The organism is Bacillus sp. FSL W8-0519, assembly GCF_038005585.1.
GTDB lineage: Bacteria > Bacillota > Bacilli > Bacillales > Bacillaceae_G > Bacillus_A > Bacillus_A paranthracis.
Window position 1 is genome coordinate 3,396,864 of the sequence record NZ_JBBOTL010000001.1, and the last position, 24,232, is coordinate 3,421,095.

Below are 24,232 nucleotides of genomic sequence, written 5' to 3' on the forward strand. Positions count from 1 at the left end.
AAAGTGTTTTTAAAATATTCATAATAATTAATTTATTTACTTCGATAACAATCTATTACTACTATACGAATTCTCCCCCATCTACTATATGTAAGTACCACTTTTCTTATTCTTCTCTATCTATTTAAATTTAATTGGATAGCAAAAGAGCGTTTTAAAAAAATAAATAATATATTTTTCAAACGCTCTTTTTTCTTATTTCCCTTCCGTTACATACGCCCACTTAAAGCTATATTCTGGACTAATATTGTGTTTCACAATTCCTTTAACAGTCGGTTTCATTACATACGCTCTTCCTGTTTGATATAAAGGAACTAGCCCAGCATCTTCTTCAAGGAATAGTTTTTCAGCTTTTCCTAACGTTTCCCAACGTTTCTTCGCATCACCCATTAATTCATTACCTGCTTTTTGTACCATTTCGTCGTATTTTGCATTTGAATAACTCATTTGGTTATATGGACTCTTCGATTCAAACATATCAATAAATGTCATTGGATCCGCATAGTCTGGACTCCAACCTGCATAAGAAATTTCATAATCTTGTGCAGTCTCTAATTTTAATTTTTGTTTGAACGGCTGAATTTTTGTATTAATTGTTACACCTTTTAAATTTTTCTCAATTTGATCTTTAACATAATCAGCAATCTTTTTCGCAGTTCCATCATCATAGCTTAGTAATTCAATTGTCACTTGATCTTTTCCAAGTTCTTTTTTCGCTGCTTCCCAAGCTGCTGCACCTTTTTTCGGATCATATTTCAGGCCATTTTTAAATGTATCTTGGTAATCTTTACCGTCTGGTCCTGTCGCAAGTCCTTTTGGTACTAATTGATCTGTTGCTTTTGAACCATTATTTAAAATAACGTTTGCCAGTCCTTTTTTATCAACCGATAATGCAATTGCTTCACGAAGCTTTTTGCTCTTTAACGGCGTATCTTGTCCGTTACGCTTTTGATTTAAACGTAAGAAGAATGTACTTGATTCTGCATACTCGCCATATTCTTCTTTGTTCGATTTATATTTATCTACAAACTCTCCTGATAGTAGTGTGAAATCAATTGACCCTGTATCATATAAGTTTACTTTCGTCGCAACTTCTTTCACTACACTATAGTTAATTTCTTCTAATTTTACAGTCTTCTTATCCCAATACTTATCATTTTTCTTTAGCTGCCATCCTTGTTCATGTTTCCATGAAGACATCACGAACGGCCCGTTATACACCGTTGTATCTGCTTCTAAACCGTACTTATCGCCTTTTTCTTTTACGAATTTTTCATTTAACGGATAGTATGACGGGAATGCTAGTAAATTCAAGAAATATGGTACTGGCTTTTCCAATTCTACCTCTAGTGTATAATCATCTACTGCTTTTGCCCCCAAATCTGTTAGAGGTTTTTCACCTTTATTAATTGCTTCTGCGTTTTTAATATAGTAAGCAATAAATGCGTATTCTGACGCTGTATTTTTATCAAGTAAGCGCTGCCATGCAAATACGAAATCTTTCGCTGTTACAGGATCACCATTCGACCATTTTGCATCTTTACGTAATTTAAATGTATATTTTTTTCCATCCTCGCTTTTCGTACTAGATTCTGCAGCAGCTGGGATTGGCTTATTATCTTTATCAAGACGATATAATCCTTCCATCGTGTTCCCTAAAATTTGTGACCCTAACGTATCAGTAGATTTAGACGTATCCATCGTCGGAATTTCTTGATTCTCTGTACGATTTAATACTTGTTTTGCTGCGTATTTAATTTCGGATTTGTTCTCTTCCCCACCACCATTAGACGTCGTAGTTGTTTTCTTCTCCCCACCAGATCCAGAACAAGCTGTCAACGCCATACTCATCGCTAAAACTGGCGCTACAACCGCCGTGAACTTCTTCATCTTTTTCTTCATTTTTGTACCCTCCCCAATTATATGTACGAAGCTAATTTTGAGAGATTTTCTAATGTTTATTTATCAGAAAATTCTTATTAATTAATATTCTACTAATTTTTCCGGTTTTGTAAAGTTATTTTTAAAATATTCTAAAAATTATTTTTTTGTGATAGTAACGAGTATTCTTTACAATTATCACGATACAAGTTCTTTCCTACATCTATCTATTTATTCGCATGTATTCTCATAATAAAAGAGCATTCCAAAAGTAAATAGTCTACTTTTAGAATGCTCTATCATTTTATCTTTCTATAGTGGATAATGAGATTCTCACTACAAAATAAGCTAAGAAACCTATATACATCCACTTAAATATAGCCTCACTGCTTAAAAATTATTTTCCATCTTTTTCAGTCATGTACGCCCACTTGAAGCTATACTCTGGGCTAATGTTATGGTGAACGATGCCTTTTGCATTTGGTTTTTGAACGTATGCATCACCACGTTGGTATAAAGGTACAAGTGCTACATCTTGCTCAAGAAGTAATTTCTCAGCTTTTCCTAGCTCTTCCCAACGTTTCTTCGCATCACCCATTAATTCTCCGCCAGCTTTTTTGATCATATCATCATATTTCGGATCAGCGAAGCTCATTTGGTTATGAGAATGATTAGACTGGAACATATCTAAGAATGTCATTGGGTCAGCGTAGTCAGGTCCCCAACCAGCATATGATAAATCATAATCTTGCTCTGTTTCTAATTTCAGCTTTTGTTTGAATGGCTGAAGTTTAATATTAACAGTTACACCTTTTAAGTTTTTCTCAATTTGATCTTTTACATATTCCCCAACTTTTTTCGCATTACCAGTGTCATAGTTTAATAGCTCAATTGTAACTTGGTCTTTTCCAAGTTCTTTTTTCGCTTCATCCCATGCAGCTGCTGCTTTTTTTGCATCTGGTTTAATACCGTTTTTAAATGTTTCTTGGAAGTCTTTACCGTCTGGTCCAGTTGCTAATCCTTTCGGTACTAAGAAGTCCGCAGGTTTAGATCCATCATTCAAAATAACGTTTGATAGATTTTTCTTATCGATTGAAAGTGCGATGGCTTCACGTAATTTTTGGCTCTTTAACGGTGTATCTTGTCCGCCACGTTTTTGGTTCATACGTAAGAAGTAAGTACTTACTTGTGAGTATGTACCAAACTCTTCTTTATTATTTCTATACTTATCAACGAATTCACCTGATAATAGCGCAAAATCAATTGCATTTGTATCATATAAGTTTACTCTTGTAGCAACTTCTTTTACTACACTATAGTTGATTTCATCTAGTTTTACAGTCTTTTTATCCCAATATTGATCGTTTTTCTTTAGTTTCCAGCCTTGCTCATGCTTCCAATCAGTAAGTACGAACGGTCCGTTATATACTGTTGTGTCAGACTCTAAACCGAATTTATCTCCTTTTTCTTTTACGAATTTCTCATTTAATGGATAGTAAGATGGGAATGCTACTAAGTTTAAGAAATATGGTACTGCTTGTTCTAATTCAACTTCTAAAGTAAGGTCGTCTACTGCCTTTACTCCTAATTCTGCTACAGGTTTTTCACCTTTATTAACCGCTTCTGCATTTTTAATTGGGAATGCGATAAATGCATACTCGGCAGCTGTTTTTGGATCTAATAGACGTTGCCAAGCATATACGAAATCTTTTGCTGTTACAGGATCACCATTTGACCATTTTGCATCTTTACGTAGTTTAAATGTATATTTTTTACCATCCTCACTCTTCGTGCTTGATTCTGCCGCAGCTGGGATTGGTTTGTTATCTTTATCTAATCGATATAAACCTTCCATTGTGTTCCCTAAAATTTGAGAACCTAATGTATCTGTATTTTTAGAAGTATCCATTGTTGGAATCTCATTTGTTTCAGTACGATTTAGTACTTGTTTCGCTGCTAATTTTTCTTCTGATTTGCTATCTCCGCCAGAGCTAGAATTTGTGCTTGTCTTCTTATCTCCACCTGATGTAGAACATGCTGTTAATGCCATACTCATTGCTAAAACTGGTGCTACAACTGCTGTTAGTTTTTTCATTTTTTTCTTTTTCACTTTCTGTACCCTCCCTAATTCTTAACGCTCTCATTTAAGAATTTTCTGATAATTCTGTTTTTCTTTATATATTTATCAGAAGATTCTTATTAACTATTATTCTACTAATTTTTCGAGTTTTGTAAAGTGTTATTATTGAAAATTTTTAAAAAATTATTTTATTACAGTAATATTCATAAAAATTCCATAATCTTTCGAAACACTATGTCTTATTGAATCTTATGTATTGATTTAATAGTCTTTATATCCTTCCACTATAAAAAACCTGTAAATTATTGTTAATAAATAATGTATATCGTAACAAACCTCTTTTCTACAAAAATAAAAAAGTCAGCAAAGCTGACTTTTTATCCGGCCATTTTCTCTTTTTTCATTTCCTCTATTACTCTCGTATACTTCTCTTCATCAAATTCATTTTCACTTTTTGCAACAACTACAGTCGCAATACCGTTACCAATTAAATTAACGATAGCACGTGCTTCTGACATGAAACGATCTACACCAAGTAATAGCGCTAACCCTTCTAATGGAATAACATTCATCGCAGATAAAGTAGACGCTAGTACAATAAAGCCTCCACCTGTTACTGCGGCTGCTCCTTTAGATGTAACTAACAAAATAGCTATTATCGTTAATTGTTGACCTAGTGAAAGATCGACGTGAAAGACTTGTGCTAAAAATATAGTGGCCATCGATAAATAAATTGTTGTTCCATCTAAATTAAAAGAGTACCCCGTCGGAATGACTAAACCTACTACCGGCTTCGAACATCCGAAGTCTTCCATCTTTGTCATCATTCGCGGTAATACTGATTCTGATGATGATGTCCCAAGAACAATAAGTAATTCTTCTTTAATATGCGCTAAATATTTCCACAAACTAAATTTATAAAATTTACAAATGAAATTTAAAACAATAAAAACAAATAATGCCATTGTTGCATATACACAAATCATTAATTTACCAAGTGGAATAAGTGTACTTAAACCATATTTACCAATTGTAAACGCCATCCCGCCGAATGCTCCAATTGGTGCTAATTTCATTACAATTGATAAAATGTTAAAAAATACTTTCGATAATCTTTCAAAAAAGTCGATTACCGGTTGTCCATTTTTCCCTAACATCGTTAACCCTGCACCGAATAAAATGGAGAAAAACAAAACTTGTAAAATATCACCTTTTGCAAATGCTTCAAACATGTTAGACGGCACAATATGTAAAAAGAAATCCATCCATTTCATTTCTTGCCCGCTTTGTACATATTGTGAAACATCTCCGCCTTTTAGTTTTGAGGGATCTAATCCGTCTCCTGGACGCACAACATTCGCTACAATGATACCAATTATTAAAGCCGCTGTTGTAACAATTTCAAAATATAATAGTGCCTTCCCGCCAACACGGCCTACCTTTTTCATACTTCCCATGCTTGCAATACCAAGCACAATTGTTAAAAAGATAATCGGTGCAATAACCATTTTAATCATATTGATGAACGTTTCACCAATTGGCTTCATCTCTTGTCCAACACTCGGCCAAATCGCTCCTACTGCAATACCACAAATAATGGCCACAATAACTTGAAATGTTAAATTCTTTACAATTCTCATTTTTAATACTCCCTTATTTTTTCATTTCTCCCAAACTATTTTCATCAATAACATTTATTCTATGTGATGGCCCTCTGTTATGTAACTTAAACCTTAACTTTATGTTACACTATTATGTTAATTTTGAAAATAGTATATAACATTTGTATATAAACGACATACTATTTAACGTAATAAAAAAGCAGACATCACATCTGCTTTAATTCTCCTCAATCTGCTTTTCACTTAATCCTAGATGTGTTCTAAGAGTATTGCTCAAACTCTGTAGATCTTTTTTATTAGGATTATAATAATATACACGTTGGCCGTTTGGGCCATTAGGTAAGTATAAATCATCACCAGCTAATTGTATTTTTTCAACTGAACTGTTTAAACCGTATTTATAAAAAGATAAAATATCATCCATTACTAAATTTGTTTTAAAATCACCGTCAACCGCCTCAACTATTTTTTCTAGCTTCGTAATCGATCCTACACTTTTTAATTTACTTAAAATCGCTTCCATAACAAGTTGTTGGCGCTGTCCTCTCATTGCATCACTATCAATATGACGCGTTCTTGCTAAGGCAAGTGCCTCTTCCCCTGTTAATTTTTGTAGTCCTTTTTTCAAATGGATCGCGTCAGGTTCATCTTTACTATTTTGCTCCGTAAATTCAACTGGGACATCTACTTCAATCCCATCTAATCCATCAACAATTTTAGTAAATGAATTAAAATTAAACTTTACAAAATAATCAACAGGCACTTGTAATAACTTTTCTACCGCTTCCACTGAAGCTTGCGGCCCTCCATCTTTACCATTTTTAACGAAACCACTTCCATATGCATGCGTTATTTTATCTTTTTTCTTTTCAACCGGAACATATGTGTATGTATCACGTGGTATGCTCGTCAATTTCACAGTCTTATCATCTTTATTAAAAGTAGCTAACAGCAGTGCATCTGTATGAAATGCACCATTATACTCCTTTTGTCGCTCTTGATTTTCATCAATTCCCATAATTAAAAGTGAAACATTATTCGTAATCGGTTTTACCGTTTCCTCACGTAAATTTGATTTTTCACCACGTGCCAAATTAACATTTGATTTTTGTACGAGATTAGAAGTTTTCATATATACGTAAGTACCATATCCAAATCCGCCAAATAGTAATATTGCTAACAATACACTTATTATCGTTGTCTTTTTATATTTTCGTTTATTTTTCTTTTCTCTTGAAGAAGAATGATTCTCCATATAGTTTCCTCCGTTTTCTATTCATCTAATATATTTTTCACTTTCTCATAATTAGTGCTTTCCTTTTGAAATGTATTCTCTTTCAATCCTTTGTTTATTTGTATCCATTCAGTTGTAATCGAATATTGAATCATACCTTCGTGGAAACTAAGGAATTTCAGCATAATCCCTGTATTTTTCTCTACAACCATTTCAAATTTCCCTCTTAAATCTTCAGATGTACTTACAGGCATTTCTATATTTATTGTCCCTTCTATTTTGTAGCAATCCAGTCCAAGATACTTCGTTTCTTTATAATTCCAATCTTTATATCGGATTAATAGATCAGCAAATTCGGATTGAATACTATACTTCGCGAATCCCACATATTCATCATCATATCTTTTTTTCTCACCTGATTTTCTCAATAACCTTCCCGTAGGATTTAATTTTAATAGTTCATAGTTTCTTTCTTTCGGGCTCCATTTTGTTTCTTTGTACGTATACTTCTCATCATCAAATTCTTTTTTCTTGCCCTCGTTATATATAATGGTTCGTTTTTTCGCTAGTTTATCTTCTTTCGAAGAGATACCTCTTTGTTGCTCCGTATCAATCGCATATTTGTATGTTGTAGCAATTCTTGACGAACTAGAATATTCCTCAAATTGTCCTGAAATATTATTAAAATGATCAATGGAATCTAGCATCTTTTCATGAATCTTTTCTTTATCTGGATAATTTGCATTTGCTTTTATTTCCTCTTCGTTTTCGTAATCAGAAAATGCCTTTTTCTTTACATATTCAAAAACTCCGCCGTTTTGAGCAAAAATTTGATCAGAAAACTCCGACATAGACACAATGGAAAGTGCTAGAACAGCAGCACTTATAACCATCATATAAACTCTGTAACCTTTCTTTTTTACCGGAAGACTATGTAGTGTACGATTAATCTTTTCATTTAACTCTGGCGGTACTATAACATTCTCTTCGTTTATTCTCTTTTTTAATTTCTCATCAAATATTTTTTCATTATCCATCCTTTGCACCTCCTATTCCATCTTTAATCGTTTCTGTAGTTGTTCCCTCGCACGTGCCAATCTCGATTTCACTGTTCCTTTTGGTACTTCTAAAAGCTTCGCTATACTCTCTTGATTCATATCTTCATAATAATAAAGCACCGTAACAGCTCTTAACTCTTCATGTAACGATTGAATCGCATTACACAAATCTATATCTTCATACTGATCGCACGCACTCATATTGTAATCATTCTCTTCTGTCACAATTACCTTTTTATACGTTCTAATAATGTTGTTACATTCATTCATTAAAATTCGAATTAACCAAGTTTGAAAAAACTCTTCCTTCTTTAATTTTTTTATATTTTCATAGGCTTTTAAAATTGTTGTTTGTATCGCATCCTCTATATTTGTCTCATCACGTAACATAGCCTTTGCAATACGATACATCTTCACTTTTTCTGTATGTATAAGAGTCATAAAAGCTTCATGATCACCTTTTTTCGCTAAGGAAACATCTGTTTCTTCTTTTACCAACATTTTATATAAAGGGATTACTTTCACAATTGCTCCTCCTGTTTCATCCTCGCTTCAAATTTAACTTTACATGTATTAGACGTATGAGCCTAGAAAAAGGTTCATTTTTTTGAATATTTTCATAAAAAAGGTAAACATTTTTCATGTTTACCTTTTTTATACGTAACTCTGAGGAGATATCCATTTGGATCGACAACTTCAAAGCAATTATTTTCTTATAAAACAATAATGACTTTTCTACATCATTTACATATAGCTGCAACCCATTCGTTTCCTCCTCATCAAAAAAAGTCCACTCATATAGTGGACTTTCTACTCTACAACGGTAAATCCCTCTTCTTAAACAATACAATCGCTACTATAAAAATACAAAGCGCTCCCGCAGCTAAACCTATACTTACCGGCCATATATTATACGTTCCTTCCGCAATTTCTTTTGGACGAAACAGTGTAAATAACGATAGACTTTTCATCCACTCTAACTTATCACTTAATTTACCTACCATATTTAGTACAAAAAATAAAATAGTTAAACTTGCTGAGTAGCTAAGTGCTTTTCTTTCATCATTACATATACAAGAAAAGAAAAATGAATATGCACTAACGACTAAAAATATGAGCCCTCCTACTATATTTATCTTTATGAATAATTCTTTATTTAAGTTATTATCACTTAAAAACCATGCTGCACCTACTATGCCCGCTACATACGTAACAACTACAATAATTAGTAGTCCTAATATGAGAACAGAGGCTTGTGTGATTGCAATTTTCACTCTAGATACAGGTGTCGCTAATAAATATGCCATCGCCCCTTTATCTACATGCCGGGCAATTAAATGTGTTGCAACTGTAACGCAAAAAATTGTTAATATGATAATAAACAATAGACTATAGTACTCACCAGCTAAAAAATCCATTACGTTTTGAATCGGACTTTCCATGCCAACAATTTTTTTCACACTATCAGGCATAGCGCTTATTAATTCATTTAAACCTTTCGCTGATACCATTGAAGGGAATATCCAAATTAACAACCATAAATATAGAGCTGCACCAGTTGCGTAACTCAAAATACTTTTTTGCGTCTCTTTCAAACTAGCTAAAAACAATTGCTTATTCATGCTTTACCCCTTCTTTCTTATCGTAATAATGCATAAATAAATGTTCTAAATCCATTGCTCTCGTTTGAAGTGCCGTTACATTATAGTTTGAAAGTATTTGTAAAACAGTTTGATAGTTTCCTTGTACAATAATCGATGCCTCTCTACCTTTTACCGCTTCAAATTGCAAATTACATTTTGTAAGAGAATCAATCTCTTCCTCTGATGATACGGTTACATCTATCACTTGTCGTCTCATCCCTTGTAAATCATGAATATTTTCAACCGTTACAAGGCGCCCATCTTTAATAATCGCTACTCGGTCACATGTACGCTCAATCTCAGTGAAAATATGTGAAGACATAAGAATCGTTTTTCCCCTTTGCTTTTCCTCTACTATTAAATCTATAAATACTTGCTGCATAAGTGGATCGAGTCCTGAAGTCGGTTCATCTAAAATTAACACTTCCGGATCGTGCATAAATGCAGCAACAATTCCTACTTTTTGTTTCATTCCTTTAGACATTTTGCGAATTGGTGTTTTCACATCAAATTGCAGACGTTCTATTAGTTCATCTCGTCTTTTCGTATCCTTTAGCCCACGCATTCCTTGCATTAACTTCAGAAATTCTAATCCGTTCATTCCTTCAATAAAAGAAATTTCACCCGGCAAATAACCAACTTCCCTTTGAATTTTCGCTGCTTCATTCCAACAATCCAATCCAAAAATTGAAGATTTTCCAGATGTCGGTTTTATAAATCCCATTAAATTACGAATCGTCGTTGATTTACCTGCACCATTCGGTCCTAAGTAACCGAACACTTCTCCTTCTTTTACATCAAATGTAATATGAAACAAGCCCTTTCCGTTCGAAAATTGTTTTGTAACATTTTGAACTGAAATCATAAATCCACCTCATTTTTTGAAATATTTAATGTATGATATTTCAAAATTATTGTACTCCTCCTCTTCCATATTCGCAACAACTTTTTGAAATATTTATATGTCCATATTTCAAAAATATTGTTTTCCATTATTTTTTCTTGTATATTTTAATTGAGGTGATTGCATTGAACGGCTTTGAAAAAGTGAAAGAAAAGAAAAGACGCGCCATAAAAGAGGCAGCCTTCTTATTATTTTCAGAACGTGGATTTAATGAAGTGAAAATAGAACATATTGCAAAAGAAGCAAACGTTTCTCAAGTTACCATTTATAATCATTTCGGAAGTAAAGACGCGTTATTTAGAGAACTTATACAAGAATTTATAACATCTGAATTTCAATATTATAAAGAGCTTGCTGAAGAGAAATTACCTTTTCATGATATGATGCAAAAAATGATTGTAAGAAAAATGAATACTGGCGGATTATTTCAGCCGGATATGTTACTACAAATGATGCAAAGAGATGAAGAGCTCCGAAAGTTTATTTATAGTTATCAAAACGAAAAAATCTTGCCTTGGTATTTAGAAATATTAGAACAAGCACAGCAAAAAAATGAAATTAATCCCCACCTTACTAAAGAAATGATGTTACTTTACATTCAAATGTTTACTAAATTAGGTGATGATTTCGGGGCACAGCTTCTTGAAGGGGATCGTGAAAAACATATACAAGATATAGTCACTATGTTCTTCTATGGTCTTTCTGTTCCACAAAAATAAAAAGACACGAAATTCTTAAAGATATATAAATATTAACAGTAAAGATAGTAAGGATTGATTATCCCTACTATCTTTTTTTATCTAAACGGATAAATTTAAAATACATAGTAATAATAGATAATCCATGTTATTATCAGAATATTAATTATATTCTTTTGATAAAAGGGGGAATGTAGCCTCGGTGCGAGGATAGCACTCCGCAGGACGGTAGTCCGAGGACCTTGATTTTAATAAATGGGTTAAAGGAGTTAATAGTTAGATGAATATACCTAAAAAAGAAAAAACACTAAAAGGTAAATGGCATGAAGTTATATCTATACGAGAGGCACAAACAAAAAATGGTGTAATGTATTATCTCATGGATGAAAACCTTGATTTCATACCATTAGTAAAAGAATATCTCGATATAATACAGGCAAGAGCTGAACGAGAGGTATCTCCTAATACAATAAGAACATACTGTTATCACTTATGGTATTTCGTTGTATTTTTAAAGATTAAAGGATTACAAATTCTGGACACTGATGGTAAACCTGATATTTTAACAAAATTCAAATTGTGGTTAAAGAACCCATATAGGTTTTATGAAAATGTAGACATGTTAGATTACGACTATGAGGATGACGACATAAAAGTTACAACTGTTAATGCAATTATAGATAGAGTAAGCTCTTTATTCCTTTGGCTCAAAGCCAGTGGCAGGATAAAAGATAATCCTGTTGTCTACCGTAATGTAATGATTACAAATGCGATGAGGGACAAAGATATGTTGGCTCATACAAGAAGGAATAAAACAGTACAGAAAAATACTCTTAAATCAAAGGTTCCTCAAATTATCCCAAAGACCATTGAACAAAAGGACTTTAAGAAGTATTTAGAGGCTGTTAATCTCTTACGAGATAAGATTATCCTTCTTGTTCTAAAAGAGGGTGGTGTAAGGTCTGGTGAGCTGTTAGGCATCAAACTTGAAGACATTGATTATGGTGAGCAAGGTATTCATGTTCGTTTCAGACCTGATAACGAAAACGGTTCGAGAGCTAAAGCGGGGTATGGAAGAGACAGGTTCGTTCACTTACCAACTGACCTAATGGTTTTAATAGATAGATATATTAGTAGTGATTGGGTAAACAGTGACCCTGATAGCGACTTTCTATTTGTGGTGGTTAATAGTAATAATCCTATTGAAAATGGTAAACCAATGAAAAAATCAACCCTCTCATCAATCCTTAACTATTACAACAAAAAAACAAAGATTAAGTTAAACACCCACAAATTAAGACATACTCATGTTACCGAATTAGCAAGAGAATACATCATCAAAGGTGAACCGATAAACTGGAAATACATTTCCGAAAGAGTTGGTCATAAAAACGTGTCGACAACGATGGGTATATACGCACATTTAAATGTAGAAGACCATAAAAAAGAGTACAAGCGAATGAGTGATTATAGAGAAGAAAAACGTAAGGAGCGAGAAAATGGTAAAAATTAAAGCAACAATTCATCCTATTTCATCAGGTTCGGAAAACTTAGAAACAAAAGCAACTGTAACTCCTTTTCCCGTTGGAGCTATTGATACATCTTGGATGAGTAAGGGGCAGAAAACATTTTTTGAAGTCTTACAACAACCTGAAAACCGAGATAAAAAGTATGACGAATTATCTACTATAGCAGGATATAAAAGTACATTTACCTGGTATAACGCTATTAAAGATGAACGGTTCACTGAGCTTTTAGAAAACATGGGTGTTCAGGTAAGACACTACGAAGATGACTACCCTGCCCATCACGAAGTTGAATACATTAAAAACCCAAAAGAACGAGAAGAATATCTCAAAGAAGATGTGTGGGATGTAAGAAGGTTATTGAAGAATTATCCAAAACATCTTTCTCCTGTTCAATTTATCGTTAAATTGACTAAATTGGAAAATACTCATTTACGCCAAACGGTAAAAAGGTATTTTGTAAATATGCTTGGAACTTGGGAAGCTAAAACGTTTAAAGAAAACATCCAATATTTGAGTGATTTTTTTAGTATATTGCATGATAAATTTCCAAATATCAAATCTTTTAAGGAGCTAAATAGACAGGAACATATCGAAAAAATTCTTCCTGACATATATTCACGTTCTAACTACAAGTCTATCAGAGCAATAATAACTACCCGTTCTATGTTCCGATATATGTACGAAAATAAATGGTCCGATGGACCAAAAACAGACACTTTATTGATTAGTTATGATACGCCTAAAACGGTAGAAATCCTACCAAGACCCATTCCACCACATATTAAAATAAAATTGGATGATTACTTGGAAAATACAGTAATCCCCCTATTGGAAGATGGTGAGGAAACTCCTATTATATCCCCGACTTATTGGGATTTAATTGTCATTTTAAGATATACAGGAAGACGTGTTGAGGACATAGCTCACTTAATTGCAGATGGAAGTGATATTGATTGTCTGAAATATGATTTGGATGGAGACCCACAACTTTTTCTTGACCATCGCATTGCAAAAATCAAAAAAGATTTGGTCGTGCCATTAGCACATTTAAAGGACTCCAAAGGAAGAAATATGGTGGAACGGGCAATTTTACGCCAAAAGGAACGGGTAAAAGATTTACCCCCTACTTCTGATAAGCAAAAGTATTTATTTAGGGAAGTTATTACTTTCGCTCAAGAAAAAACTCCGATAACGAAGTCTATTAGTTATGCCACCATTTATCAATATGTACTGTCTAAAATATGTAATCAAATCCCATTATCAGATATTGGTGCAGAGTCTGGAGATATTTATAAAATATCTCCACACCAGTTCAGGCATACAGTAGCCACCGAAATGATTGATGCAGGAGTCGATATATACGCTGTTAAAAACTTTTTAGGGCATTCATCAGTTATCATGACAGAAAAGTATATTAAGGTCTACCAACAACGTTTAAAAAAGGAGTTTAAAGATAAACTTCTTAAATCTGATGCTACAGCAATTAAAGATAATCTCCCAGAGCAAGAAGAAATTTTCGGTGATAACAAATGGGTCAAAAACAAAATTATCGCCATTTTCGACCAAGGTGACGGATGTTGTGAGCATCCTTATAAAATGCCTTCCTGTCCTCACCAGGTAGCTTGTAAAACGTGCATTAAGAAAAAGATATTGCCGAGACATAAAAACGCAGTTATAGATACAATAGATGCCTTTACAACGCATTTAAACCAAGCGAAACAAATTGGACTAAATGAAAAAATTGAGGAATTTGACAAGGTAGTTCAGTTCTATCAAACCGCATTGGAAATCATTGAAAAGGGTGAAACATTCGATGCCTCAAAACATTTCTACACAGGAGGTGTCCATTAATGGCTAATATGAGACCAAATACCGCCAAAATGGTTGAATCAAAGAAAATGGAAAGCGAGTTAAAGAAACAAGCTGTTTTAGCCGTTCTTAAGGAACTAACGCTCCTTGATGACCCTATAAGTAACCCTATATCAAAAGCTGAAATATGCCGAAAGGCAGGAGTAAGTAAAACATTCCTTTACTCATACAAAGAGGAACTTCTTAAACCAATTGATGAAGCAATAATGAAACAAAACCAGAGATTAAAGGTTATCACAAAAAAACAGAGATTTAGTGAAAGTTCAAAGGACAAGCTGATTGAGTCACTGAAAAGAAGAATAGCTGAATTAGACGAAGAAAATAGAAAACTAAAAAAGGACAATGCCCTTTTACTTGGGAAGTTGGCGCATAAATAATGATGGGAATAGTTTCTTCTTCAACTAACGGTGCAGGACAATTGAAGAAAGATTGCGAAGTTATAATGTTGGATGTGTGATTAGAAATAACAGGAGGTTGGAATTTTTGAGACTTAGACAAATGGCAGTCGCTTTCCTTTTAAGTGAAGAAGAAGAAGTTTTGTTTCTTCAAAAAAAGCAAAAAGATACTTTTCTCGCAGGGTTTTTAGTTCCAATTGGTGGACATATTGAAGGTGATGAAATCAATGAACCCCAGGAAGCATGTTTAAGAGAAATTGAAGAAGAAACAGGTTTAAAAAGTGATTGCATAAACAATCTAACACTTCGATACATTGTACTTAGAGTAAAGGGAAAGCAAGAAATTCGAATACAGTATGTGTTCTTTGGAAATGTATTTAAAAATGCTACTTTAATTGAAAGTGATGAAGGTTCATTAAAATGGATAGATTATAAGGATATTCCAAACCAGAATGTTTCAGCCACTACCAATGAAATAGTTAAGCATTTCAACGAAATAGGTAAATCCACTGAAAAAGTATATGTAGGCTCAATGAAATCTTTAAAAGGAAACCCTGAAATTACTTGGGGACTTTTAGAGGATTGGGAACTGCCGATTTTTAACTAACGGGTGCTTTAATTAAAAAAGGAATACACAATAAAAATAGCCTGTATCTTTGATTACTAAGTAATCAAAGATACAGGCTATATTTTTAGGTGATTAACTATCCTTATATATATTTAAGAATTTCGTGTCTTTTTTATTTTATAGTGATAACTCTACCCGTTTCACTACTTTCAACCGCTAATTGAATCAACTTAATAACTTCTAAACCTTCTTGTGCTATCACAGGTAATTTCTCACCACTTATAATACTATCTCTTACACCTTTATAGTACATGTCATAACAGCCGACTTCTGTTGGAATACGTACTGACTCTTCTTCTGTTTCTAGAGTAGCAAAATTCTGTTCAATGTCTACCCCATAACCGTTATCGCCTGGCTTCATTCCATTTTTTAATTGTTCTTCCTGTGAATCCATACCGTATTTCACGATAGAACCTTTATCTCCATGCAGTGTAAAGTGTGGACCTGCCTTTTTCACATAACTGCTACTACGTAAAATGACACGTTTAACTCCGTAATGAAGTACTATGTGGAAATAATCATCAATTTCTGCACCTGGTCGTTGTTTGATTACATCTGCACTGATTGCATTTGGTTTCCCAAATAATGATAATGCTTGGTCAATTAAATGCGAGCCTAAGTCATATAATATACCTGATCCTGGTAAGTTTTTTTCTCTCCATCGATCACGTACATGTGGACGGAAGCGATCGAAATGCGCCTCATATGCGTATACATTTCCTATTCTATCCTCTTCTAATAATTTCTTTATCGTTAAGAAATCATTATCAAAACGGCGATTATGATATACACTTAATACCACATTATGTTTCTTTGCTAATGAAATAAGCTCTTCTCCTTCTTCAATTGAAACAACAAATGGTTTCTCTACAACAACATGCTTACCGTTTAATATTGCTTCTTTTACATATGGAAAATGAGTTGTATTTGGTGAAGTAATAACAACTAAATCAATATCAGCTCGCTTCACCAATTCATCAATTGTACTCAAGACGTTAGCATTCGGTAATGTTTCTTTTACTACCTCTTCTTTTGAAGATAATACGGCACGAATATCGTATTCTTCTATCGTTTGTAATAATGGGATGTGAAATGTTGTACTAGAAAATCCAAACCCTACAATCCCTACACCTATTTTTTTCATGTTGCCCCTCCATTTATCCCGCTATTTGTGGGTAGTAAGTCCACTTCATGAGAACGATTTCATTCAGTTATTATAACAAGATTATTATTATTTACATAATAAGTTGCCTAGAAAAAAGCATCTTGCCATTATTCATGGCAAGATGCTTTTTTTATTCCGGTCTTTTTTTCGTCCATGTTTCAATAACTTCACCAGTATCGTTAACATCTAGCACTAAACTACCGTTACTATACCGGTCTTTATTTCGATACGCTTTCGGATCAATTTCTTCTACGATATGTTTCTCTGTCTTCATATAAACTAGTTCATCGTCTCGAACGATTTCAATACCGACAATGCGGTATGGATTACGTTTTAATTCTTTGAAAATAACAAGACCTCGCTTCGCCCTCGTTGATTTCTCAATTTCTGATGCTTTTAGGCGTTTTACAGCACCGCGCTGCGTTACGAGAATAAGTTGATCTTTATCAGCATTTAATGGTTTACCAGAAGCGACATAGTCATCTTCTTTTAAATTAATTGCTTTCACACCAGCGGCTCTTACACCGACTGGACTTACTTCATCTTCATGGAAAATAAGTGCATATGCACCATGTGTAGCAAGAACGATATCACTCGTTCCATCTGTCGCAAATATATCAACAACTTCATCATCTTTTTTCAAGTTTACAGCAACGAATGCTCTAGAGTAACGTTGTACTTTATATTGGTTTAATTCTGTCTTCTTAATCATACCGTTCTTCGTTACAAATACGATAAATCGCTTTTCTTCCTCAAAGTTCGGTACGACAGTTGCCCAAATAATGGTTTCATCCCGGTCGAGTGAAACGATATTAGCAACGTGCTGCCCTAAATCTTTCCAACGAATATCTGGCATTTCGTATACTGGCAGATATATATAGTTTCCTTTATTCGTAAATAAGAGGACTGTCTCTGTCGTATTCGTATCGAATCGTTCAAGTAAGATGTCACCCTCTTTCATACCGAAGTCTTTGCCATTTGAGGCATTATGTGAGCGCCATCCAGTACGTTTCACATATCCTTCTTTCGTTACAGTAACGATGACATCTTCTTGTGGGATCATCACTTCTACATCGATTTTAATTTCCTCGATTTGATCTTCAATAATCGCGCGTCGATCATCACTATATGTTTTCTTAACTCTCTTTAAATCTGTTTTAATAACTTGAAGTAATCTTTTTTCACTTTGTAAAATTGCCTGTAGCTCAATAATTTTCTTATTAAGCTCATCTGCCTCTTGTTGTAGCGCTGTAATATCTGTATTCGTTAAACGATATAATTGCAAGGATACAATTGCTTCCGCTTGCGCTTCTGTAAAACCAAATTTCGCACTTAAATTATCTTTTGCATTACGCTTATCTTTTGAAGCACGAATCGTTTCAATAACTTGGTCTAAAATCGATAATGCTTTCTTTAAACCTTCTACAATATGTTGACGATTTTCTGCCTTTCGTAATTCATATTGTGAACGTCTCGTAACAACTTCTTTTTGATGGCCAATATATGCATCTAAAATTTTCGGTAATGTCATAAGCGTTGGGCGACGATTATTAATCGCTACCATATTAAAGTTATATGGAATTTGTAAATCTGTATTTTTATATAAATAATTTAAAATACCTTCAGAATTTGCTTCTTTTTTTAATTCTACGACAATGCGAAGACCTGTACGATCTGTCTCATCACGTACTTCAGCAATGCCATCTAATTTTTTATCTAGGCGTAACTCATCCATTTTCTTAACAAGGTTTGCTTTATTTACTTCGTATGGAATTTCAGTAATTACGATTTGCTGTTTCCCGCCACGAACCGTTTCAACCTCTGCTTTCCCGCGAATAATAATTTTACCTTTACCTGTTTCATACGCCTTTTTAATACCATCAATCCCTTGAATAATACCACCTGTTGGGAAATCTGGTCCTTTCATAACTGTTAATAAATCATCAACAGTACTATTCGGTTTATCAATACGCATCATTGTAGCGTCAATAACTTCTCCAAGATGATGCGGAGGAATTTCTGTTGCATAACCTGCGGAAATTCCTGTAGATCCGTTCACTAATAAGTTCGGGAACGCTGCTGGTAAAACAACCGGTTCTTCACTCGTATCATCAAAGTTTGACACGAATTCTACTGTTTCTTTATCAAGATCACGTAATAACTCCGATGCAATTGGTGATAATCGTGCTTCCGTATAACGCATTGCTGCTGCCGGATCCCCATCAACACTGCCGTTATTACCATGCATTTCAACTAAAACATTACGTACTTTCCAAGTTTGGCTTAAACGTACCATCGCCTCATATACAGAGGAATCACCATGCGGATGATAATTACCAATAACGTTACCGACTGTTTTAGCTGACTTACGGAACGCTTTATCGTGCACGTTTCCTTCTACATACATAGAATATAAAATACGTCTTTGTACTGGTTTTAAGCCGTCACGCGCATCTGGAAGTGCGCGATCTTGAATAATATATTTACTATAACGTGCAAAGCGATCACCTAACACGTCTTCAAGCGGGAGGTCATGAAACTTCTCTGCTTGCATGTTATTCCACCTCCGTCTCCATAATCATTTCATTTTCTAAAATATTTCCTTCTTCTTGCATACCAAACTGTACATTGCGCTCAATCCATTTACGGCGCGGTTCTACTTTATCGCCCATTAATGTTGTTACGCGGCGCTCTGCTCTTGCTGCATCATCAATTTTCACGCGAATTAATGTACGCGTTTCAGGATTCATCGTTGTTTCCCATAATTGATCCGCATTCATTTCGCCAAGTCCTTTATAACGCTGTAACATGTAACCTTTTCCAACTTTTTTCGTTACTTCATCTAATTCATCATCTGACCATGCGTATTCAATTACTTCACTTTTTCCTTTTCCTTTACTTACTTTGTATAAAGGAGGAAGTGCGATAAACACTTTACCAGCTTCGATAAGTGGTTTCATATATCTGTAGAAGAATGTTAATAACAATACTTGAATATGCGCTCCGTCTGTATCGGCATCGGTCATGATTACAACTTTATCGTAGTTAATGTCTTCCACATCGAATTCATTGCCTACACCGCCGCCAATCGCATAAATAATTGTATTAATCTCTTCATTTTTAAAGATATCAGCAAGCTTTGCTTTTTCTGTATTAATTACTTTACCACGTAACGGTAATACCGCTTGGAAGCGTCGATCTCGCCCTTGTTTTGCAGAACCACCGGCAGAGTCACCCTCTACTAGGTATAGTTCATTTTTCTGCGGGTTACGTGATTGTGCAGGTGTTAACTTACCACTTAATGTACCTTCTGATTTCTTTTTCTTTTTACCAGTACGCGCTTCCTCTCTCGCTTTACGAGCAGCTTCACGTGCTTGCGCTGCTTTAATTGCTTTTCTCACAAGAAGTGTGGCTACGTCCGGGTTTTCTTCTAAAAAGTAAGCCAAATGCTCTGATACAATGGCATCAATTGAAGAACGAGCTTCACTTGTACCTAGTTTCCCTTTTGTTTGTCCTTCAAACTGAAGTACTTCTTCTGGTACACGTACAGAAACGATAGCCGCTACACCTTCACGAATATCTGTACCTTCTAAGTTTTTATCTTTTTCTTTTAATAGTGAAACTTTGCGAGCATACTCATTGAACACACGCGTCATCGCTGTCTTAAATCCAGCTTCATGTGTTCCACCATCTTTTGTACGTACATTATTTACAAACGAAAGAATATTTTCTGAGTAGCCATCGTTAAATTGAAATGCTAGTTCTGCTTCAATCCCATTTTGTTCACCAGTGAAGTATACAACTGGGTGAATTGAATCTTTTTCTTCGTTTAAATAGGAAACGAAAGCTTCAATTCCTGTTTCATAATGAAAGACATCTTCTAAATCATTTCTTTCATCTTTTATTGAGATTTTCATCCCTTTTAATAAGAATGCAGATTCACGTAATCTCTCACATAATGTTTCATAATTGTAATTTGTTGTGCTGAAAATCGTTGTATCTGGTTTGAAATGCATTGTCGTACCAGATTCTTTCGTCTTTCCGATTTTCTCAAGCGTCGTTACAGGAACACCGCCATTTTCAAAGCGTTGTTCATAAATATTTCCGTCACGCTTAATCGTTACGACTAACCATTCAGATAAGGCGTTTACAACTGACGCCCCAACACCGTGTAAACCACCACTGGTTTTGTAACCACCTTGACCAAACTTACCACCGGCATGAAGTACAGTTAAAATAACTTCTGGTGTAGGTTTTCCAAGCTTATGCATTCCCGTAGGCATTCCTCGCCCTTTATCTATAACGCTAATACTATTATCTTTATGTATTACGACAGAAATTTCGTCGCCAAATCCCGCTAACGCTTCATCAACGGAGTTATCTACTATTTCGTATACTAAATGATGCAATCCACGGCTGTCCGTGCTCCCGATATACATACCCGGGCGTTTTCGAACGGCTTCAAGTCCTTCTAACACTTGAATCGCATCTTCATTATATTGGAACTGATGCTTCGCCAAACTCCTTGCCCCTTTCCTAATCCAAAATCAGAACATATGTTTCTATTATAGAATAACGCCTCGACTATCGTTTTGGCAAGTTATCTTATCTCTTTTATATACCATTTTCAATAGAAAAATCCTTGTTTTTTCACAAGGATTCCTCTAGGCTACTATTTCAGAAAAATAATCGTTTGTCAACGAGAAATGGATATGTATTCCAAGATTACACATTCCAAACCTTTATTATGATCCAAATGATCAAGATCCAAAACGGGATTACAAGTAACAATCCCCAAAAACAGCCTTTAAAAAATCTCATGATGAACACCTCGTTCATCGGCCCTACTTATTATCATGAGGGCTGAAGCAATCTTCCTACCTTTACAATCTATACTATTTTGTCATCGCATGTTCTACTTTTATACAACGATCCATTATTACAGTATAGTCTTTTTCTTTTAAAAGTTTGTATGTATCTTCATCTTGTACTCCTAATTGTGCCCAAAAAACATCTGCATCAATCTCTACAAATTCTTTTGCAACATCCATTAAAAACTCTGAGCGACGAAATACATTTACAATGTCAACGTGTTCCTTAATATCCTTTAGTGAAGCAACTGCCTTTTCTCCAAGCACCTCATCTACTGTTGGGTTAACTGGAATAATGCGGTATCCAGCATCTTGCATTGCTTTTGAAACCATATACGATGTACGTTCTGGCTTATCCGATAAACCAACAACTGCAATCGTTTTGCTTTTCTTTAATACTTCACCAATTTCCGTACGAGTTGGGTTTTCAATTGTCATAAATTATCCCTCCTATTCCTTTAGTATAGCCGATAAAGAAAGTCTCTTTCAATATGAAAGAGACTTTCTTTTATTCCGATTATTGATTCTTTGTAGCTGAGTTATCTGCTAAAGTAGCTGTTTTCGTCATTTTTTGACCGTTACGATAGAATGTAACTTCTACCTTCTCTCCTACTTTTTTCTTTTCATATAAATATTTACGGAATTGAAGTGAATTTTCTACTTTTTGATTATCTAATGCTACTACAATATCATATTGCTCTAAACCTGCTTTTTCAGCCGGTGATATTGGGTAAATTTTACCTAATACAACACCGTTTGTTACTTCTTTCGGTACTTTCAATTGATTGACTGCATAAGCTTGCACATCTTCTAATGAAACAACACCTACTCCAAGCGCTGGACGTTTTACTACTCCATCTTTTTCAAGAGATTCAATAACTGGTTTTGCGATATTAATTGGAATAGCAAATCCAATTCCTTCAACTTCTTGTTGTGCAATTTTACTTGAATTAATCCCAATTATTTCTCCGTTTTGGTTAAATAACGCACCACCACTATTACCAGGGTTAATTGCTGCATCTGTTTGAATAACTTGAGCATTCCAATCTGCACGTTTATCGCCATCGATATCTACTGGAATTTCACGTTCTTTACTACTAATAATACCTTCCGTTACACTTCCGTCAAATCCTAATGGGTTACCGATTGCAATTGCTTTTTCACCCGCACGGATTTTACTAGAATCACCTAAAGTGGCAACTTTATTAACATTAGCACCATCAATTTCAACAACAGCTAAATCTAACCAAGGGTCTTTCCCTACAAGCTTTGCATCTACCTTCTTGCCATCACTCAGTTTTACAGCAAGTTTATTTGCACCATCTACTACATGATTGTTCGTTACAATATATGCTTTATTTCCTGCCTTTTTATAAATAACACCTGATCCTGAACCAGCTTGTTGCTCTTGACCTGTCGGTTGCATTGCAAATGGATCAATGCTTTGTTGCATGTTAATAACACCTACAACAACATCTTTCGCGCCTTCAATCATACCAGGTAAATCCGTTTCATTTTTTGCTTTATTGACAACAGGAACTACAGTACCTTCAACTTTTGAATCTGAACTAAAAGATGATACAGTCGCTCCATTATTTTGAGCCCATGGCATATATGGTGCCGCAAAACTAATTGAAACAGCCCCAACTACAGCTCCGACTAAACCTGTGAAAAAATAGCCTTTTTTACTGCCCGATTTTCTCACTTCTCTCGTTTCACTATGCTCTTCATTTAAATTTGGTCCGTCGTAATATCCCATGTTTACTTCCCCTCTCTGGTGAATTCGTATTTTCAGTATAGTCACGTTTTGTGTCCTTCTTGTGAACTCATCGTGAAATCCAATTAAAAAAATACGCTTATTTAACATTGTAGACAAAAAAAGCATTTTTTGTACATTCTACCTGCAAAAGAGGATATAAAATTGTTATTTTCCTAGAGTGAAGCACACAATACGTTCCGAGTTATTCTTCAAATTTATAACCAACACGAATAACAGTACCGATATGCTTCGCTTTATCTCCTAGCTTATTTCGTAGTTTTTTAATATGAGTATCAACAGTTCGGTCATCACCGTAATAGTCATATCCCCATAACTGATCTAATAAATGTTGACGTGACAACACAATTCCTTTGTTCTCCATTAAATAAACGAGAAGTTCAAATTCTTTATGTGTTAATATAATTTCTTCTCCATCTACTAAAACAGTTCTAGATAGACGATTCACTTCTATTCCAGCTAAAGACATAGCATTTTCTTCTGCTACCCCTACCACGCCATCCGCACGTTTCAGTAACGTCTTCGCGCGAGCTACTAACACTTTCGGGCTGAAAGGTTTCGTTACATATTCATCTGCACCTAATTCGAACCCTAGTAATGTATCATCCTCATCCGAACGTGCTGTTAGCATAATAATTGGTACTGCTGATTCTTTTCTAATTCGTCTACAAACAGACCATCCATCTATTTCTGGTAACATAATATCTAACATAATTAAATCAATTTCATGCTCTGCAAATAATTCTAACGCTTTTTTTCCGTCTTCTGCTTCGATTACTTCAAAGCCTTCATTGCGAAAATAATCGCTGACAATTTCACGTAATCTTCTTTCATCTTCAACAAGTAATACTGTTTTATTCATAATAATCTATCCCGCC

19 protein-coding genes are annotated in these 24,232 nt (G+C 34.5%); 5 read left to right on the forward strand and 14 right to left on the reverse strand.

Going from position 1 to position 24,232, the window contains the following annotated elements; genetic code table 11:
- Nucleotides 1-195: 195 nt before the first annotated feature.
- The 8 genes from NST14_RS17795 to NST14_RS17830 all read right to left on the reverse strand — a co-directional run bounded on the left by NST14_RS17795 (nt 196) and on the right by NST14_RS17830 (nt 10,383).
- Nucleotides 196-1,902: a peptide ABC transporter substrate-binding protein gene (locus tag NST14_RS17795; protein ID WP_000728455.1), complete on the reverse strand. Its 1,707-nt coding sequence runs from the start codon at nt 1,900-1,902 to the stop codon at nt 196-198.
- Nucleotides 1,903-2,278: 376 nt separating this feature from the next.
- Nucleotides 2,279-3,991 carry a peptide ABC transporter substrate-binding protein gene (locus NST14_RS17800; protein WP_000727520.1) on the reverse strand — a complete coding sequence of 571 codons (1,713 nt, stop codon included), beginning with the start codon at nt 3,989-3,991 and terminating at the stop codon, nt 2,279-2,281.
- Nucleotides 3,992-4,338: 347 nt separating this feature from the next.
- Entirely contained in the window at nt 4,339-5,601 is a 1,263-nt protein-coding gene (locus NST14_RS17805) for a dicarboxylate/amino acid:cation symporter (RefSeq protein WP_001223620.1), read from the reverse strand.
- 199 nt (nt 5,602-5,800) lie between these two features.
- On the reverse strand, nt 5,801-6,838 hold the full coding sequence (locus NST14_RS17810) for an LCP family protein (protein WP_000427602.1): 1,038 nt from the start codon (nt 6,836-6,838) through the stop codon (nt 5,801-5,803).
- 17 nt (nt 6,839-6,855) lie between these two features.
- A complete protein-coding gene (locus NST14_RS17815; protein WP_074532778.1) occupies nt 6,856-7,854 on the reverse strand; it encodes an anti-sigma factor in 999 nt (332 codons plus the stop codon).
- Nucleotides 7,855-7,866: 12 nt separating this feature from the next.
- Nucleotides 7,867-8,400: a sigma-70 family RNA polymerase sigma factor gene (locus NST14_RS17820; RefSeq protein WP_000864754.1), complete on the reverse strand. Its 534-nt coding sequence runs from the start codon at nt 8,398-8,400 to the stop codon at nt 7,867-7,869.
- A 290-nt stretch (nt 8,401-8,690) separates the two neighbouring features.
- The gene (locus NST14_RS17825; protein WP_163257946.1) at nt 8,691-9,497 is read right to left on the reverse strand and encodes an ABC transporter permease subunit; all 807 of its coding nucleotides are present in this window, start codon (nt 9,495-9,497) and stop codon (nt 8,691-8,693) included.
- Nucleotides 9,490-10,383, reverse strand: a complete 894-nt coding sequence (locus NST14_RS17830; RefSeq protein WP_000626603.1) for an ABC transporter ATP-binding protein — start codon at nt 10,381-10,383, stop codon at nt 9,490-9,492. Before NST14_RS17830 ends, NST14_RS17825 begins: the two co-directional genes overlap by 8 nt.
- Before the next feature lie 155 nt (nt 10,384-10,538).
- Here NST14_RS17830 and NST14_RS17835 point away from each other — a divergent pair, with 155 nt between their 5' ends.
- From NST14_RS17835 to NST14_RS17855, 5 genes are all read left to right on the forward strand, one after another.
- Nucleotides 10,539-11,141: a TetR/AcrR family transcriptional regulator gene (locus NST14_RS17835; RefSeq protein ID WP_001997983.1), complete on the forward strand. Its 603-nt coding sequence runs from the start codon at nt 10,539-10,541 to the stop codon at nt 11,139-11,141.
- Between the two features lie 259 nt (nt 11,142-11,400).
- Nucleotides 11,401-12,633, forward strand: coding sequence for a tyrosine-type recombinase/integrase (locus NST14_RS17840; protein WP_341119038.1), 1,233 nt, complete (start codon nt 11,401-11,403; stop codon nt 12,631-12,633).
- Nucleotides 12,620-14,500, forward strand: coding sequence for a tyrosine-type recombinase/integrase (locus NST14_RS17845; RefSeq protein WP_076856713.1), 1,881 nt, complete (start codon nt 12,620-12,622; stop codon nt 14,498-14,500). The genes NST14_RS17840 and NST14_RS17845 overlap by 14 nt, the downstream gene beginning before the upstream one ends.
- Nucleotides 14,500-14,895, forward strand: coding sequence for a DUF6262 family protein (locus tag NST14_RS17850; protein WP_076856712.1), 396 nt, complete (start codon nt 14,500-14,502; stop codon nt 14,893-14,895). Before NST14_RS17845 ends, NST14_RS17850 begins: the two co-directional genes overlap by 1 nt.
- A gap of 106 nt (nt 14,896-15,001) precedes the next feature.
- Nucleotides 15,002-15,520, forward strand: coding sequence for an NUDIX domain-containing protein (locus NST14_RS17855; protein WP_076856711.1), 519 nt, complete (start codon nt 15,002-15,004; stop codon nt 15,518-15,520).
- A gap of 133 nt (nt 15,521-15,653) precedes the next feature.
- Here NST14_RS17855 and NST14_RS17860 read toward each other — a convergent pair whose 3' ends face one another.
- The 6 genes from NST14_RS17860 to NST14_RS17885 all read right to left on the reverse strand — a co-directional run bounded on the left by NST14_RS17860 (nt 15,654) and on the right by NST14_RS17885 (nt 24,216).
- Complete coding sequence (locus NST14_RS17860) at nt 15,654-16,685, reverse strand: oxidoreductase (protein WP_000719751.1); 1,032 nt, start codon at nt 16,683-16,685, stop codon at nt 15,654-15,656.
- Nucleotides 16,686-16,836: 151 nt separating this feature from the next.
- Nucleotides 16,837-19,260 carry a DNA topoisomerase IV subunit A gene (gene parC, locus NST14_RS17865; protein WP_001147475.1) on the reverse strand — a complete coding sequence of 808 codons (2,424 nt, stop codon included), beginning with the start codon at nt 19,258-19,260 and terminating at the stop codon, nt 16,837-16,839.
- A gap of 1 nt (nt 19,261) precedes the next feature.
- Complete coding sequence (gene parE, locus NST14_RS17870; protein WP_001062205.1) at nt 19,262-21,226, reverse strand: DNA topoisomerase IV subunit B; 1,965 nt, start codon at nt 21,224-21,226, stop codon at nt 19,262-19,264.
- Nucleotides 21,227-21,601: 375 nt separating this feature from the next.
- The gene (locus NST14_RS17875) at nt 21,602-22,015 is read right to left on the reverse strand and encodes a CoA-binding protein (RefSeq protein ID WP_000151382.1); all 414 of its coding nucleotides are present in this window, start codon (nt 22,013-22,015) and stop codon (nt 21,602-21,604) included.
- Between the two features lie 79 nt (nt 22,016-22,094).
- The gene (locus NST14_RS17880) at nt 22,095-23,336 is read right to left on the reverse strand and encodes a S1C family serine protease (RefSeq protein WP_000542648.1); all 1,242 of its coding nucleotides are present in this window, start codon (nt 23,334-23,336) and stop codon (nt 22,095-22,097) included.
- A gap of 202 nt (nt 23,337-23,538) precedes the next feature.
- A complete protein-coding gene (locus tag NST14_RS17885) occupies nt 23,539-24,216 on the reverse strand; it encodes a response regulator transcription factor (protein WP_001044683.1) in 678 nt (225 codons plus the stop codon).
- Nucleotides 24,217-24,232 lie beyond the last annotated feature (16 nt).

What these genes read in the sequence shown, in the direction of transcription:
- NST14_RS17795 (WP_000728455.1), bottom strand. Translation starts at nt 1,902, where the DNA reads ATGAAGAAAAAGATGAAGAAGTTCACGGCGGTTGTAGCGCCAGTTTTA.
- NST14_RS17805 (WP_001223620.1), bottom strand. Translation starts at nt 5,601, where the DNA reads ATGAGAATTGTAAAGAATTTAACATTTCAAGTTATTGTGGCCATTATT.
- NST14_RS17810 (WP_000427602.1), bottom strand. Translation starts at nt 6,838, where the DNA reads ATGGAGAATCATTCTTCTTCAAGAGAAAAGAAAAATAAACGAAAATAT.
- NST14_RS17815 (WP_074532778.1), bottom strand. Translation starts at nt 7,854, where the DNA reads ATGGATAATGAAAAAATATTTGATGAGAAATTAAAAAAGAGAATAAAC.
- NST14_RS17825 (WP_163257946.1), bottom strand. Translation starts at nt 9,497, where the DNA reads ATGAATAAGCAATTGTTTTTAGCTAGTTTGAAAGAGACGCAAAAAAGT.
- NST14_RS17830 (WP_000626603.1), bottom strand. Translation starts at nt 10,383, where the DNA reads ATGATTTCAGTTCAAAATGTTACAAAACAATTTTCGAACGGAAAGGGC.
- NST14_RS17840 (WP_341119038.1), top strand. Translation starts at nt 11,401, where the DNA reads ATGAATATACCTAAAAAAGAAAAAACACTAAAAGGTAAATGGCATGAA.
- NST14_RS17845 (WP_076856713.1), top strand. Translation starts at nt 12,620, where the DNA reads ATGGTAAAAATTAAAGCAACAATTCATCCTATTTCATCAGGTTCGGAA.
- NST14_RS17850 (WP_076856712.1), top strand. Translation starts at nt 14,500, where the DNA reads ATGGCTAATATGAGACCAAATACCGCCAAAATGGTTGAATCAAAGAAA.
- NST14_RS17860 (WP_000719751.1), bottom strand. Translation starts at nt 16,685, where the DNA reads ATGAAAAAAATAGGTGTAGGGATTGTAGGGTTTGGATTTTCTAGTACA.
- parC (WP_001147475.1), bottom strand. Translation starts at nt 19,260, where the DNA reads ATGCAAGCAGAGAAGTTTCATGACCTCCCGCTTGAAGACGTGTTAGGT.
- NST14_RS17875 (WP_000151382.1), bottom strand. Translation starts at nt 22,015, where the DNA reads ATGACAATTGAAAACCCAACTCGTACGGAAATTGGTGAAGTATTAAAG.
- NST14_RS17880 (WP_000542648.1), bottom strand. Translation starts at nt 23,336, where the DNA reads ATGGGATATTACGACGGACCAAATTTAAATGAAGAGCATAGTGAAACG.
- NST14_RS17885 (WP_001044683.1), bottom strand. Translation starts at nt 24,216, where the DNA reads ATGAATAAAACAGTATTACTTGTTGAAGATGAAAGAAGATTACGTGAA.